At 48.9% G+C, this 14,123-nt stretch carries 14 protein-coding genes; 2 read left to right on the top strand and 12 right to left on the bottom strand.

The genetic code is table 11. The annotated features are described in order from the left end of the window. Positions 1-57 precede the first annotated feature (57 nt). Together BCT27_RS17365 and BCT27_RS17360 are read left to right on the top strand one after the other, a co-directional pair. Positions 58-822: a flagellar hook-length control protein FliK gene (locus BCT27_RS17365; protein ID WP_102396346.1), complete on the top strand. Its 765-nt coding sequence runs from the start codon at positions 58-60 to the stop codon at positions 820-822. Further along, positions 819-1,112 carry an EscU/YscU/HrcU family type III secretion system export apparatus switch protein gene (locus BCT27_RS17360; RefSeq protein WP_017009389.1) on the top strand — a complete coding sequence of 98 codons (294 nt, stop codon included), beginning with the start codon at positions 819-821 and terminating at the stop codon, positions 1,110-1,112. The genes BCT27_RS17365 and BCT27_RS17360 overlap by 4 nt, the downstream gene beginning before the upstream one ends. A 29-nt stretch (positions 1,113-1,141) precedes the next feature. Here the strand turns inward: BCT27_RS17360 and BCT27_RS17355 are convergent, their stop codons facing one another. The 12 genes from BCT27_RS17355 to flhA are packed head-to-tail and all read right to left on the bottom strand — an operon-like array spanning position 1,142 to position 14,052. Continuing rightward, entirely contained in the window at positions 1,142-1,567 is a 426-nt protein-coding gene (locus tag BCT27_RS17355) for a DUF2802 domain-containing protein (protein WP_102391965.1), read from the bottom strand. After that, the gene (locus BCT27_RS17350) at positions 1,567-2,055 is read right to left on the bottom strand and encodes a chemotaxis protein CheW (RefSeq protein ID WP_017009387.1); all 489 of its coding nucleotides are present in this window, start codon (positions 2,053-2,055) and stop codon (positions 1,567-1,569) included. Before BCT27_RS17350 ends, BCT27_RS17355 begins: the two co-directional genes overlap by 1 nt. Positions 2,056-2,088: 33 nt before the next feature. Further along, positions 2,089-3,336 (bottom strand): chemotaxis protein CheW, encoded by a 1,248-nt coding sequence (locus BCT27_RS17345; RefSeq protein WP_102396345.1) that lies wholly within the window; start codon positions 3,334-3,336, stop codon positions 2,089-2,091. Beyond that, a complete protein-coding gene (locus BCT27_RS17340; protein WP_102318306.1) occupies positions 3,326-4,105 on the bottom strand; it encodes a ParA family protein in 780 nt (259 codons plus the stop codon). Before BCT27_RS17340 ends, BCT27_RS17345 begins: the two co-directional genes overlap by 11 nt. Positions 4,106-4,114: 9 nt before the next feature. Continuing rightward, positions 4,115-5,278, bottom strand: a complete 1,164-nt coding sequence (locus BCT27_RS17335) for a protein-glutamate methylesterase/protein-glutamine glutaminase (protein WP_102396344.1) — start codon at positions 5,276-5,278, stop codon at positions 4,115-4,117. A gap of 17 nt (positions 5,279-5,295) precedes the next feature. After that, positions 5,296-7,428 (bottom strand): chemotaxis protein CheA, encoded by a 2,133-nt coding sequence (locus BCT27_RS17330; protein WP_102396343.1) that lies wholly within the window; start codon positions 7,426-7,428, stop codon positions 5,296-5,298. A 9-nt stretch (positions 7,429-7,437) separates the two neighbouring features. After that, complete coding sequence (locus tag BCT27_RS17325; protein WP_102318303.1) at positions 7,438-8,160, bottom strand: protein phosphatase CheZ; 723 nt, start codon at positions 8,158-8,160, stop codon at positions 7,438-7,440. Positions 8,161-8,195: 35 nt separating this feature from the next. Then, the gene (cheY, locus tag BCT27_RS17320) at positions 8,196-8,564 is read right to left on the bottom strand and encodes a chemotaxis response regulator CheY (RefSeq protein ID WP_017009381.1); all 369 of its coding nucleotides are present in this window, start codon (positions 8,562-8,564) and stop codon (positions 8,196-8,198) included. Positions 8,565-8,613: 49 nt separating this feature from the next. After that, complete coding sequence (locus BCT27_RS17315; RefSeq protein WP_017009380.1) at positions 8,614-9,336, bottom strand: RNA polymerase sigma factor FliA; 723 nt, start codon at positions 9,334-9,336, stop codon at positions 8,614-8,616. After that, complete coding sequence (locus BCT27_RS17310; RefSeq protein WP_017009379.1) at positions 9,329-10,216, bottom strand: MinD/ParA family protein; 888 nt, start codon at positions 10,214-10,216, stop codon at positions 9,329-9,331. The genes BCT27_RS17315 and BCT27_RS17310 overlap by 8 nt, the downstream gene beginning before the upstream one ends. Beyond that, on the bottom strand, positions 10,209-11,918 hold the full coding sequence (flhF, locus tag BCT27_RS17305; RefSeq protein WP_102318301.1) for a flagellar biosynthesis GTPase FlhF: 1,710 nt from the start codon (positions 11,916-11,918) through the stop codon (positions 10,209-10,211). The genes BCT27_RS17310 and flhF overlap by 8 nt, the downstream gene beginning before the upstream one ends. A 31-nt stretch (positions 11,919-11,949) precedes the next feature. Then, positions 11,950-14,052, bottom strand: a complete 2,103-nt coding sequence (gene flhA, locus BCT27_RS17300; RefSeq protein ID WP_102318300.1) for a flagellar biosynthesis protein FlhA — start codon at positions 14,050-14,052, stop codon at positions 11,950-11,952. Positions 14,053-14,123 lie beyond the last annotated feature (71 nt).

Genomic DNA, 14,123 nt, shown 5'->3' with positions numbered 1-14,123 from the left:
ATCGTTAGCGGCACGATCCCAACGCTCTCGCTCAAATGTGACTAATTGTGAGTAAGTATGAAAATCGATAATAACAGTAACATCAGTGCATTAATGCTTGAGGTGCTGAAGAATAAGCCCGTAGAAAGCGTGTTGTTAATCGGCAAAGAAAATTCGAAATCTATTGCTAAAACTGGAACGAATAGTTCACAGCTTTCTCAATTACTATCATTGATGAATATTTTCCCACTGTTAACACGTTCAACAGGCACACAGAATGCACCATCAGTCCCTCTCACCATGCTGCTTAATTCTTTGTTTATGCCGAGTAAACCCGAGCTTGCCGCAAACTGGTTAGCAGAGCGTCAAACAGACAAAAGTACCCTTGATGCGCTACGTCTTTTATCGACCGCTGATAACGAAGGCTCAAGCAAACTAAAAGCGATGCTCATGCTTTTTGCAGAGCAACGCTTTCAAGACAGCAATAAACCGGGGGAGTTCACTTGGTTGTTTCCCTTTCACCCGCAACATCAAAGCCCCGTTCATGTCACCGTTAAAAAGAAGACCCAAACCAAAGCGAAAAAATCTCGTTGGTCTATCACTGTCAATTTAACGCTTTCAAAAAATCGTCAGGTGTTGGCAACCGTGGAACTTGAAGACCAAGAACTTTCGCTGGCGTTTTCCACCAATTCCAAAGGGTTAAAAAAGCGAGTTGAAGCCGCGCTCCCCGTTTTAGAAAAACAGTTGAGCAAACATCAACTTCACTTATCCAATATCAAAGTAGAAGCCACTGAGCCATCAGCACCAGCGACGGTTTCAAGCGGGGTTAATATACAAGTATGAAGAAAGAAAAAAGTGCCGTTGCTCTGCGATATGATGGCGTGAACACGCCAACGGTCAGCGCGAAAGGCTATGAAGCACTGGCAGAGAAGCTCATTGAAGAAATGGAAAAGAATGGCGGTCTCATCCACAGCGATGAGACATTAATGAATTGGCTTTCCGCGCTAGAGGTTGGCGACGAAATCCCTGAACAACTCTATCTTGTGATCGCCGAACTTATCGCGTTTGCGTGGTACCTAGACGGAAAAGCCCCTCCCGGATGGGAAGGGGCTTTTGTGAATCAGTCAGTATAAGCAAGCCAATGCTTGCTTCACTGTACCAGTTATCGCACGAGTCTTTGCTTTCGAATACTCAGAAGTAATTCAGCTTCTGCCTTCGGCAAATCACACTCTTCCATTAACTCATGAATATCTGCGCCTAGTTCTACCATCTTGCTCGCTCGACTATACAGTCGACCGTCTGGGTCGTGCATTTCTAGCTCGTTTTGCTTATCAACAACGTCATCGAAACGCTGTGAAAGCTCTGCGAGCTTCTGGCTCATTCCTATCGAACCTGCACGCAGTTCATTGAACTGTTTGGTCAGGCTCTCCTGCTGCTGGCGCGCATTTTTGTAAACCAATTCCATGGCTTGGAATTTAGTTTCTAGCGCCTGTCGCGCCTTTTTCTCTCGGCGAAGCAGAAGAAGTAGAACAACCCCGATGACAACTGAAACACCGAGCGGTAACCAGTACAACACGACATCGAGCATTACAGCATTGCCATATCAGACCACTCTTCGTCTGAGAGCAGTTTGTTCAAATCAACCAAGATCAACAGGTTACCATTACGGTTGCTCACGCCTTGAATAAACTTGGCGCTTTCGTCCGTACCCACGCTTGGTGTGGTGTCAATTTCAGAGGTACGCAGATAAACCACTTCCGCCACGCTATCAACCATGATACCGATCACTTGCGATTCAGCTTCAATCACGATAACACGCGTGTTGTCAGTCACATCAGCCTGCATCAAACCAAAGCGTGAACGCGTATCGATAACCGTCACAACGTTACCGCGCAGGTTAATAATGCCCAGAACATAGTCTGGCGCACCAGGTACAGGCGCAATTTCGGTGTAACGTAAAACTTCACGAACCTGCATTACATTAATGCCATAGGTTTCTTCTTCCAATTGGAAGGTCACCCACTGCAGGACCTCATCGTTCACGTTGTCTTTTTGGACTTCAGCTACCTGAGACATTTGTTTTCCTCTTTACGTGCTGTGCTACATCAGTTACGCCAATGCATTGGCATCAATACCTTGATTAAGCATGGCAATTAGCGCTTCGACATGAATAAGTGCACACATCTTTTGTTTGACCAATCCAGCCAACCAAGGCCGTTTGCCCGCTTGCTCGCGCCACCGCACTTGCTCTCCGTTGAGTGACTCTGTGCCCAATAGGGTGTTACATGCTAAACCCCATTTGCTGTCACCCAAGATCACAATATAACTATAGTCATCGCGATGGCTGTTATCTGTTATTTTTTCTGGCATTACCCATTTCGCGGTATCAACAATATCGAGTTGCTGATCTCGCTCTGTCTGTAATCCCAAGTACCAATCAGGACGACCAATCAAATGATTGCATTCGCCCAATTGGTGGATACCGCCAAGCTCAGCCAGCGGCACCGCGTAAGTCACGCCCATTGATTCAAAGAAAAGTACTTGGAACGCATGTTCTGGCACGATGTTTTGCCAAGGCGGAATGATATCTTCACCCGCTTGCGTGTCCGGTTCGCTATCAACATCAACATCAGCGTCAACAACAATGTCGCTTTCAACGTCGGAGGCGATGTACACCTCTTCGATAACGTCTACCTCAGCATCTACATGCGTGTCGACATGAAGTGGCGTTACGGTGGCGGGTTCAATGTCTTGTTGAACCTCAACCTCTTCAAGCAGATCTGTTTCTTCTTGAAGTGCCGTCTCCTCCTGAAGCGCTGCTTCTTCTAATACCGAGGTGTCGACACAGCTCTCAACGTCGAGCTCTATGTCGGTATCCATCTCTGTATCTAAATCTGTTTCGGTGTCGCTCACTAAATGCAACGACACTGCAGGCGTCACTTCAGCAATGTCATCAACGGTTTCCGTTAAGGCTTCGGTATACGCTTCTACCGCAGCAGCGGCATCAGTTACCGTCTCGATGTCGGTTTCTAGCTCAGAAGCCAATTCAACATCGGTGAGTTCTTCAACTTCTACCTCCATGTCTTCATCAAGCTTCAATTGGCTCAATAATTTTTCGACATGGGAGAGATCACGTTCCTCCTGCGTCAGTGTCCGACCTGTAAAACGCTCAGGGCTCGTCACTTCTTGCAGTTTTAACGCAGGTGCAGGCGCCTCAGAGAAGTCGGCATCCAGATACATGTTGTCTGGTTGCACAACCTCTTCTTGTTCTTGCTGGAGAGAATCATCGTCTTCCAACAAAGCATCGAAGTAAGCGTCCAGTGCTTCAACACTGGATAAAGCACCGCTATCTTTCATCCTGCTCCAATCGCTCTAGGTAAGAAAGCAGCGTTTTATAGGCAAAAACGCCACGACAGTTTTTTGCGTAATACGATGGTGGCATGTGTTTCAAGCTCGCATCGCGGAATTTGGTGTCGATGGGCACGGCAGATGTCCATACCTGATCGGGGTATCGCACTTTGAGCTCCTGAAGCGTTTCAAGAGAGGCACGCGTCCGCTTGTCATACATAGTAGGAACAATGCACACCTTGAACGCTGAGCTGCGCGACTTCTGCATAATTTGCAGCGTGCGGATCATGCGTTCGAGTCCCTTCATTGCGAGGAACTCGGTTTGTACCGGAATCAATATGCGGTTACTGGCCGCCAATGCGTTCACCATCATTACCCCCAAAATTGGCGGGCAATCGATCAGCGCATAATCGTATTCTTCTTCGAGACACGCGAGTGTCTTTTTCAGCATCAGCCCCATTCCACCACGGTTACCCATAGCGCGATCGAGTGTTGCTAGCGACATGTGTGAAGGCAATAAATCGAGGTTCTTATACTCAGTGTTGAGGATAAGCGGTTTTACCGTATCGCGATTAATCGTCTGAAGCTGAAAGAGATCAAAAAGAGAACGTGGCAATGTGTCCGAATCGTAATTCAGATAGGTAGTGAGCGACGCATGCGGATCGGTGTCGATCAGCAAAACACGCTTGTTTCTTTCACTGAGAAGACCAGCAAGGGTAATCGTGGATGTTGTTTTTCCAACGCCGCCTTTCTGGTTTGCAATACTCCAGACTATCACGACTGCTCCTTATACCAAGTTGAGCTCGACGAGAATGCGCTCAGAAATTCGCTCAAGAGGGAGATCTTCTGTCGATATCCCAGCCTTTGCGACCGCCTGTGGCATGCCATAAACAACGCAACTTTCTTCGTCTTGAGCCCAGACTGTTGAACCTTCTTCTTTCAACATTCTTGCTCCGTCACGACCGTCTGCGCCCATGCCCGTCAAAACCATGGATAATACTTTATCACCATATATCTTGGCGGCAGACCCAAACGTCACATCTACACACGGTTTGTAGTTCATACGGTCACCACCGTCGATGATTTTAAGACGTGCCGCACCGGGGCGACCATCAATCATCATCTGCATACCACCAGGAGCAAGGTATGCGCTACCCGCTTGCAGCGTGTCACCATCTTGCGCTTCTTTCACCGAGATTTTGCATAAGCCATTAAGGCGTTGAGCAAAGGCTGCAGTAAACGTGGAAGGCATATGCTGGATCAACAAAATAGGAAGAGGAAAGTTCGCTGGAAGTGAACTCAGTACTTTCTGCAATGCAACAGGACCACCCGTGGAGGTGCCAATCGCGACAAGTTGATAACGCTTACCACTAGCTTTGAATCGACTCATCGAGACAGGCGAAGTCGGTCTGGTTGATAGCGCAGAACTTGCCGGACTAGAAAGTGGTCGCACAGGCGTGCGCGTCGGTGTTGCTGTTGCCGTCGCCGCAGTTGTTGCGGCAGGCGTTGCAACGGCAGGACGCGCGGCTGGCATTGGACGACGCATGAATGCGCGCTTACGAGCAATTTCATTCACGCGTTGTTGCAGCAGAGAAACCGCTTCATCACGGTTTCTTGCGATGTCTTCAAACTTTTTAGGCAGGAAGTCGAGTGCACCAGCGTCTAATGCGTCCAACGTCGCTTTCGCGCCATCATGCGTCAGCGACGAGAACATCAAAATGGGCGTTGGATTGGCTTTCATGATCTCGCGAACCGCTGTGATCCCATCCATTACCGGCATTTCAATGTCCATGGTGATGACATCAGGCTTCAATTGCGCCGTCTTCTCAACTGCCTCTTTGCCGTTGACTGCACAGTCAATGACTTGGAGACGCGGATCGCCATTGATAATCTCACTCACTCGGCGGCGGAAAAAGCTCGAATCATCCACCACCAACACTTTCACTGCCATATCAGTCCTTATTACTCTTATCGTCCCGCGTAGCGTTTAAGCAGATTCGGCGCGTCCAGAATCAAAGCAATATGACCATCACTGGTGATCGTCGCACCCGCCATACCCGGCGTACCTTGCAACAATTCATCAAGAGGTTTAATCACCACCTCTTCCTGACCAATGAGTGAATCAACAACAAAGGCAACTGGCTGATGACCCATCTGAATGATGACGACATGTCCAGAGTCTTTCTTCGACGCGCGCTTCTTGCACAGCCAATCCTGTAAATAGAACAGTGGGATGGCTTTATCGCGAACAATTAAGGTCAATTGACCATCAACGGTATTGGTTCTCGCCAAATCTAGGCTAATGATTTCATTAACGTTAGAAAGTGGGAAAGCAAATGGGTTTCCGCCGATACCGACCATTAAGGTTGGCAGAATGGCGAGTGTTAGCGGCACCTTGATCGAAATGATCGTACCGCGACCCAATACTGAATCGATGGAGATCGTGCCGTTCAATGCGGTGATCGCGGTTTTCACCACATCCATGCCCACACCACGGCCCGAGATATCGGAGATTTCTGTTTTGGTCGAGAAACCTGGCGCAAAAATCAGGTTGAATGACTCGGTATCTGTCAAACGTGCCGCTGCATCTGCATCCATCACACCACGTTCTACCGCAATGCCACGAAGCTTCTCAGCATCCATACCGCCGCCATCATCTTCGATGGTCAGCAAGATGTGATCGCCTTCCTGAGATGCTGCAAGGGTCACAGTACCTACGCGAGGCTTACCGTTTTGCTCACGCTTGTCCGGCATTTCAATGCCGTGGTCGACCGAATTACGCACCAAGTGGACCATGGGATCGGCCAATGCCTCAACCAAGTTCTTATCCAAGTCGGTTTCTTCACCGCGCATTTCCAATACGATGTCTTTTTTGAGGCTTCGCGCCAAATCTCGAACAACGCGTGGGAAACGACCGAATACTTTCTTGATGGGCTGCATGCGCGTTTGCATGACCGCACCTTGCAAGTCAGCTGTCACCACATCGAGGTTGGTCACGGCTTTCGCCATGTTCTCATCCTCACTGTTCGCACCTAAACTCACCAAACGGTTACGCACCAACACCAGCTCACCCACCATGTTCATAATGGTGTCTAGCGTCGAGGTGTTTACGCGTACTGTTTGCTCAGCTTGAGGAACAGGTGGTTTTTTGTCTTCTGTTTTGGCCGGCGGCTTCGCAGCAACGGCGGGTGGTTTTGCCGCAGGCGCTTCAGCTTTCGGCGCAGGTTTTGGTGCAGGCGCTGGCGCGGGTTCAGCCTTTGGCGCTTCTGCTTTCGGTGCATTGTCGATAGGGCTTTTGCCTTTACCGTGCAAGTCATCCAAAAGCTTTTCAAATTCGTCGTCAGTGATGTCATCACCGCTTGGACTTTCCACCGCTGCGTTTTGAGGTGGTGGCGCGGCAGCGTCACCTTCAAGAGGTCCTTTGCCAGAACCGTGCAGCTCATCCAGCAGTTTCTCGAACTCGTCGTCCGTGATATCACCGCTGTCAGATCCCCCAGCTGGTGCTTCAGCTGCAGGTTTTTCTGTTACTTGTGGTCCCTTACCCGACCCATGAAGTTGGTCAAGTAACCGATCAAATTCATCATCAGTAATTTCATCGACGGAGTCACCCGCAATCGCATCACCATTTTCAGCTGGCGCTTCTGCGACAACTTCAGGTTCCGGCTCATGTTCGGGTTCCGGCTCAGGCTCTGCCGTCGCTTCGTCTTCAGAAGCTGGGCGGCTGTACTTGTGCAACGCGTCCAACAAAGATGGATCTGCGGCAGGGGCAGGTTCGCTTTGCTGAACACACGCAAACTGTTCGTTAACGGTGTCGAGCGCTTGAAGGATGATATCCATCACCTCAGGTGTCAGTTCTCGACCGCCATTGCGGAGATTATCGAAAATATTTTCCGCACCGTGGCAGGTATCTACCAACTCTTTGAGCGATAAGAAGCCAGCACCACCTTTAACCGTGTGGAATCCCCGGAAAATTGCGTTTAGCAAATCGCGGTCTTCTGGCGATTTTTCCAGATCCACTAACTGCTCAGACAACAACTCCAGAATTTCACCTGCTTCGATCAAAAAGTCCTGCAGGATTTCTTCATCCATTTCAAAGCTCATAACGCACCCCTAAAAGCCCAGGCTAGAAAGCAAGTCGTCTACATCGTCCTGACTCTGCATCACGTTTTTCTCTTGACGCTGTTCCTCAGTAACGACCGGACCCTCAGCCTCGATGCCAGATATTTGTTCTGTTTCTTCTTGCTGATCGTCGTCTAACCCAAACGCGGTTAAGATTTCGACCAATTGTTTTTCAACTTCCTGCACCAACTCAATAACGCGTCGAATGACCTGACCTGTTAAGTCTTGGAAATCTTGCGCCATAAGGATTTCAGTCAATTGACCGTGCAGTTTTGTTGTGCCGCCTTCTACCTGCGTCAAAAGACCATCAATCTGATGACAGAGATCTTTGAAACTGACGAGGTCAATCCGCCCTCCCATCAAGTTGTTCCATTGAGGACGAACTTGAGCGAGGCATTCCTGAAGATTATCAGCAATAGGCAACGTCGCTTCGACTGCATCCATGGTTCGGTTGGCGGCAAGTTCCGTTTTTTCCATAACAAAGTTAAGGCGATCTTTTGCATCAGGGATCTCACTATTAGCGAGATCATTGACACGCGGATCCAAGCGGAAATTGGACAACGAATCATGCAGTTGTCGAGTCAGTTTTCCCACCTCATTGAAGAGCGGATTGCGAGTTTCACTGCCGATGCTCAGCAGTAACTCATTCGCACTTTCCTGATTCCCTTCTTCGAGAAAACTGACCAGCTCTTTAGCTTGGTCGAGTGTTATCATCGTTTAAATATTCCTTCACTGCGCGAAGAAGCAGATCACATGCGTTCGAAAATCTTATCCAACTTCTCTTTTAGCGTTGCAGCGGTAAACGGCTTAACGATATAGCCGTTTACGCCCGCTTGAGCAGCTTCAACGATTTGCTCACGCTTAGCTTCTGCAGTGATCATCAATACAGGAAGATGTTTCAACTCATCATCTGCACGGATGTGCTTGAGCAAATCAATGCCCTGCATGCCAGGCATGTTCCAGTCAGTGACGACAAACTCGATTCCGCCTTTCTTAAGAATTGGCAGAGCTGTTAGGCCATCATCAGCTTCAACAGTGTTGTTGAAACCCAGATCACGAAGGAGGTTCTTAACGATACGGCGCATTGTTGAGAAGTCATCAACAATGAGGATTTTCATGTTTGTGTTCAAAGTTGCCTCCGGTGAGGTCCCTTATAATTGTTAAAACTTACTTTGACCAAGCGGATAGCTTAGTCCGTAACCGCTGCATTGCCTGATTTTGTATCTGGCAAACTCGGGATTCACTGACCCCGATAATGGCACCTATCTCTTTGAGGTTAAGTTCCTCATCGTAATAGAGAGAGAGTACCAAAGCCTCTCTTTCAGGTAGCTCGGTGATAGCTTTAGCCAAGTGAACCTTGAAGCTATCCTCCTCCACTTCCTGAAAGGGAAGGTTTTCTTCTCGATGACTTTCAATCACGAAAGCATCTTCTGAAACGCCTAGATCATCCATCCCGATTAAACGCCCTGAATTGATGTCGTTTAATGCGTTGTGGTATTGCTCAAGGCTCATGCCTAGACGTTTTGAAATTTCTTTGTCATTTGGATCGCGCCCTAACTCACCTTCGAGGTGTGCAATGGCGTCACTGATCTGACGGTTGTTCTTGTGAACAGAACGCGGTACCCAGTCACCCTTTCGAATGTCATCAAGCATCGCGCCACGAATTCGGATACCTGCATAGGTTTCGAAACTCGCCCCTTTTGAAGGGTCATAGTTTTGTTGCGCTTCTAACAAACCGATCATGCCGGCTTGTATCAAATCCTCGACCTGAACATTCGGGGGCAACCGTGAGATCAAGTGATGAGCAATACGCTTAACGAGCGTAGAGTACTGCTCAATCACAGTCTCAGTAGATGCGCCTGTCCTGCTGTAGGTGAGCGCTCTATTCACTGAGGTAATCTCCCGCTGCCTCGTCTCTCACGAGCAGTCTTTCAACAAAAAACTCTAAATGTCCACCAGGGTTTCGTGGTACTGGCCACGTCAACGCTTTGTTCGCTAGCGCATTCAATGCCAACGCTGCAGGTGAACTTGGGAACGCATCAACAACCACTTTTTGCTTCTTCACAGATTGTCGCACACGTTCATCTAATGGGACACATGCTACTAATTCTAGATTAGCATTTAAAAATCTTTCAGTTACTCGCGTTAATTTTGTAAATAAGTCTCTACCTTCACGATAACTGCGCACCATATTGGCAACAACTTTGAAGCGCGTAACACCGTGTTCGCGACTCAATAATTTGATGAGCGCGTAAGCATCTGTGATAGATGTTGGTTCATCACACACCACGATAACCACGTCTTGTGCTGCACGAGAGAAGCTCAACACCATGTCAGAAATGCCGGCTGCAGTGTCTACCAGCAACACATCCACTTCTTCATCCAAGGTACCAAATGCACGGATAAGCCCTGCATGTTGTGCCGTGGAAAGTTCTGTCATGCCCCGCATCCCTGACGAAGCAGGGATAATGCGCATTCCGTGAGGACCTTCGACAATAATGTCTTTTAGGTCACACAACCCTTGCATTACGTGGCTCAAATTCTTGCCCACTCGAAGGCCAAGCAAGACGTCGACATTGGCAAGACCCAAATCGGCATCCAAGACCATGACTTTCTTGCCTTGTTTCGCCATGGAAGCGGCGATGCCCAACGTAATGTTTGTTTTACCAACACCACCTTTACCGCCGGTGACGGTAATCACTTTGGTGCGAGTCGGGTTGGTCAGGCGGCGGAGGCCGCTTGCTTGATCATGCATGGTTGTCTCAATCATAAAAGTCCGCCGCATTCGACTCTGGTACATCATGACTCCAGAAATGGTTTTGCTGCTCTGAATCCTGAGCCATTAATTCACTGGCTTTGTTGACCAAATATCTGCCACTTGCCTGCCGGATGTCCTCCGGGACTCGTTGGCCATCGGCCAAATAAGTCACAGGCAGTGCGTTTTCAATGGTCACACTGAGTAATTCCCCCAGACTGAGGGATTCATCCAACTTAGTCAGTACGCATCCAGAAAGTGGAATACGTCGGAAATGGTCAATCGTCTCTTGCAACACGCGACGTTGAGACGTCGCTGGTAACACGAGTAGGCTTCGGATATGTGAACCGCTACTTTGAATGAGCGTGTCCAGCTGTTCGGATAACCTAAGATCCCGCTGCCCCATCCCTGCAGTGTCTAACAGAATCAGTCGTCGATGACGTAACTGATACAGTATATCGGCCAGCGCCTCTGCATCTTTAGCAACTTTTACTGGACAGCCCAAAATTCGGCCGTAGGTTGCTAATTGCTCGTGAGCACCGATACGAAATGTATCTGTTGTAACAAGGGCAATGTCTTCCGGACCGAAGTCCATCGCTGCTCTCGCTGCCAATTTTGCAATGGTGGTGGTTTTGCCTACGCCCGTCGGGCCTAACAATGCAATCACACCGCCTGTTTCTAGCAAGTTTTCGTCTGTAGTAATGACTTGATCTGCAACCAAATCAAGTAACTCAGACCATGCTTCGTTCGGTGGCGTATCCTCTGGGATATAGCCTGCTAATTGATCGGCAAGAACGGGTGATAGACCCATCTTTTCTAACCGTTTAATCAGCATTGCACGAAGCGGTTCTTTACGTTCAACTTCTTGCCACATCAAACCTGATAATTGGTGCTCTAAAAGGCCGCGAATGGTCGCCATTTCTTTGCGCATGGCTTCCATTTCGTCAGTTTGACGTGGTGCATTCTTACGAGATTCCACGCGTGTTGCGTCGAGTCTATTTTCTTGGCGACCATTGCCGCGCATGTCGCGGCGATCTGCTTCGTCACGTTTTTGACGATACAGACGGTCAAGCTCTTGCCCTTTGGCTTGTTGGTTTCGTGCGTGCTGGCTGGTGTTTTGTGACGAGCCATGATTTTGTGACGAACCACGGCTTTGCGAAGCACCGTAACCGCTGCGGTTTTGGCCTGCACTTTGTGAAGATTGTTGCGGCGCGCCGCCATAGCCTTGCGATGCACCCGCATCACGTCGGTTTGATGAAGATTGCCCGGCGTATGCCGTTTCAGTTTGGCGAAGTCGCGCGTCTTTTTGACGGGCTAATAGCGCAGTCAACGAATCCATTTCTTTGCCGGGCTCGTCATCGACTTGGCTCTCAGGTAACTGAGACTGATAACGGTCGAGCAAGCTTGAAAACTTACTGCCTAACGCACCACCCAGAGGCCTTCTCGCTGCTTCTTTGTTGATGTCACGACGCACGTGCACTTTGTCTTCCACCAGACGACGTTGCTGGTGTACGCGATCCATGCTTTGCGCCATTTGTGTACGCGCCGCGTCTTGGCGCGTATCGCGAGTTGGCGTTTCAGTGTCGACAGCCGCCACGATTTCGACGCCGCCAGTCACTTTCTTGTTTGACATGATGACTGCATCCGCACCCAAAGCTTCTTTCACTTCGGCTAGTGCAGTTCGCATGTCTTTGGCAAAAAATCGTTTAATCTTCAAAATCGTTGTCCTGATTTACTGATGCTTGGCATCAGTTGCCAACCGCTCTCACAATTCTTATCTGTTTTTCATCCGGCACTTCTTGGTAAGAGAGAACTCGAAGCGTCGGAATCGTGTTTTTCACAAATCGGGCTAGGGTTGAGCGTAATACACCTGACGTTAACAACACGGCAGGCTCACCCTGCAATTCTTGCTGTTGCGTCGCCTCTGACAGACTTTGTTGCAAACGCTCTGCCAGTCCTGGCTCAATGCCAGTGGACTCTCCCCCTGATGCCTGCATAGTTTTATGCAATATCTGTTCCAACTCAGGAACCAACGTGATAACAGGTAGCTCTGGCGCTATACCATTGATTTCTTGAACGATTAAACGCTTCAATGAAATTCGCACAGCGGCAGTTAAAATGTCGGGATCTTGACTCTTCGGCGCGTACTCAGAAAGTGTCTGTATGATAGTTCGTACATCGCGAATAGGAATGGCTTCATTCAGTAGATTTTGCATCACTTTTACCACCACACCCAGCGAGATAAGATCAGGGATCAACCCTTCTACCAAGCGAGGGGCTTGTCTCGCCAAAAGCTCAACCAGGTTCTGTGCTTCTTCATGGCCCAATAAACGTTCCGCGTTATTGGTCAGCATCTGGCTGAGGTGTGTTGCCAATACCGTGGCTGAATCCACCACGGTATAGCCCAATGCTTGCGCATGTTCACGTTGTGATTTTTCAATCCACACCGCTTCCAAACCAAACGCAGGGTCAATCGTCGGTTCACCATCGATAGGGCCAAAGACCTGCCCAGGGTTAATCGCCAATTCATTGTCAGGACGAATATCAGCTTCACCCACAGCAACACCCATCAAGGTGATGCGGTAGCTATTTGGCGGCAACTCAAGGTTATCGCGAATATGTACAGGTGGGATCAGGAAACCAAAATCTTGAGACAGCTTCTTACGCACCCCTTTCACACGGTCAAGCAACTCGCCACCTTGGTCTCGGTCGACCATAGGGATCAAGCGATACCCCACTTCCAGCCCAATCACGTCAACGGGCTGAACATCATCCCAAGAAAGGTCTTTAGGTTTTGGCGCAACAATTTCTTGTGTCGGCTTGGCCAATTCTGCGGCTTTGATTTTCTCTTGTGTTTTCACTTTCCAATAAGCAAAGCTGCCGCAGATAAGCGCCAATGCCAAAAACGGCACATGTGGCATGCCCGGCACAACCCCCATCACGAACAAAATACCGGTCGAAATGATCAAGGCTTTCGGGTTATCAACCAATTGGAAGACCAATTGTTGGCCCATGTCTTCGTCGGTGTTTTGGCGCGTCACCATCATTGCAGCGCCAATTGACAAGAGGAGTGATGGAATTTGTGCAACAAGACCATCACCAATGGTCAGCAAGGTATAAATTTCAATCGCTTCAGAAAAGCTCACATCATGCTGGATCATGCCGATGGAGAGACCACCAACAATGTTAATGGCGAGGATTAATATGCCAGCAATGGCATCGCCCTTTACGAATTTCGAGGCACCGTCCATTGAGCCGTAGAAATCCGCTTCTTTGGTCACTTCTTGACGACGCGTTCTTGCTTGGTCTTGGTTTATTAAGCCCGCATTCAAGTCCGCATCAATCGCCATTTGTTTACCCGGCAAAGCATCCAAGGTAAAACGCGCGCTTACTTCAGAAATACGCCCCGCACCCTTAGTAACAACCATGAAGTTAATGATCATCAAGATAAGGAACACCACGAGACCTACCGCATAGTTACCGCCAATAACAACGGAACCAAACGCGTCAATCACCTGACCAGCAGCGCCAGGCCCTTCATGACCATGCAGTAAAACGACACGTGTCGATGCAACGTTCAAGGCTAATCGTAACAGTGTGGCAATCAGAAGAACGGTGGGGAACGCTGCAAAATCAAGGGGTCTGCGGGTGTAGATAGTCACCAGAAGCACAACCAGCGACAAAGCAATGTTGAACGAGAAGAACATATCAAGCAAAAAGGCAGGAACAGGCAGAACAACCATGGCCAGCGCAGACAGCACCAATACGGGTGCGCCAATCGCTGGCATAACGCCAATCTTAAATGGGAGTTTGTTTTGGACCTTGTCGTAGAACGGCAAAGAGAGCTTCATGGGTTGTCTGTCGTCTCGGGCTACATCACTAAACCCTATCTAGCAAAAAACGAACCATGTTTTTTTGTCTT

The organism is Enterovibrio norvegicus, from assembly GCF_002876705.1.
Lineage (GTDB): Bacteria > Pseudomonadota > Gammaproteobacteria > Enterobacterales > Vibrionaceae > Enterovibrio > Enterovibrio norvegicus_B.
This window is presented reverse-complemented; position numbering and strand designations above follow the sequence as displayed.

What these genes read in the sequence shown, in the direction of transcription:
- BCT27_RS17325 (WP_102318303.1), bottom strand. Translation starts at nt 8,160, where the DNA reads ATGATAACACTCGACCAAGCTAAAGAGCTGGTCAGTTTTCTCGAAGAA.
- BCT27_RS17355 (WP_102391965.1), bottom strand. Translation starts at nt 1,567, where the DNA reads ATGCTCGATGTCGTGTTGTACTGGTTACCGCTCGGTGTTTCAGTTGTC.
- BCT27_RS17330 (WP_102396343.1), bottom strand. Translation starts at nt 7,428, where the DNA reads ATGAGCTTTGAAATGGATGAAGAAATCCTGCAGGACTTTTTGATCGAA.
- BCT27_RS17335 (WP_102396344.1), bottom strand. Translation starts at nt 5,278, where the DNA reads ATGGCAGTGAAAGTGTTGGTGGTGGATGATTCGAGCTTTTTCCGCCGC.
- BCT27_RS17365 (WP_102396346.1), top strand. Translation starts at nt 58, where the DNA reads ATGAAAATCGATAATAACAGTAACATCAGTGCATTAATGCTTGAGGTG.
- BCT27_RS17360 (WP_017009389.1), top strand. Translation starts at nt 819, where the DNA reads ATGAAGAAAGAAAAAAGTGCCGTTGCTCTGCGATATGATGGCGTGAAC.
- BCT27_RS17310 (WP_017009379.1), bottom strand. Translation starts at nt 10,216, where the DNA reads ATGATTGAGACAACCATGCATGATCAAGCAAGCGGCCTCCGCCGCCTG.
- BCT27_RS17350 (WP_017009387.1), bottom strand. Translation starts at nt 2,055, where the DNA reads ATGTCTCAGGTAGCTGAAGTCCAAAAAGACAACGTGAACGATGAGGTC.
- flhA (WP_102318300.1), bottom strand. Translation starts at nt 14,052, where the DNA reads ATGAAGCTCTCTTTGCCGTTCTACGACAAGGTCCAAAACAAACTCCCA.
- cheY (WP_017009381.1), bottom strand. Translation starts at nt 8,564, where the DNA reads ATGAAAATCCTCATTGTTGATGACTTCTCAACAATGCGCCGTATCGTT.
- BCT27_RS17345 (WP_102396345.1), bottom strand. Translation starts at nt 3,336, where the DNA reads ATGAAAGATAGCGGTGCTTTATCCAGTGTTGAAGCACTGGACGCTTAC.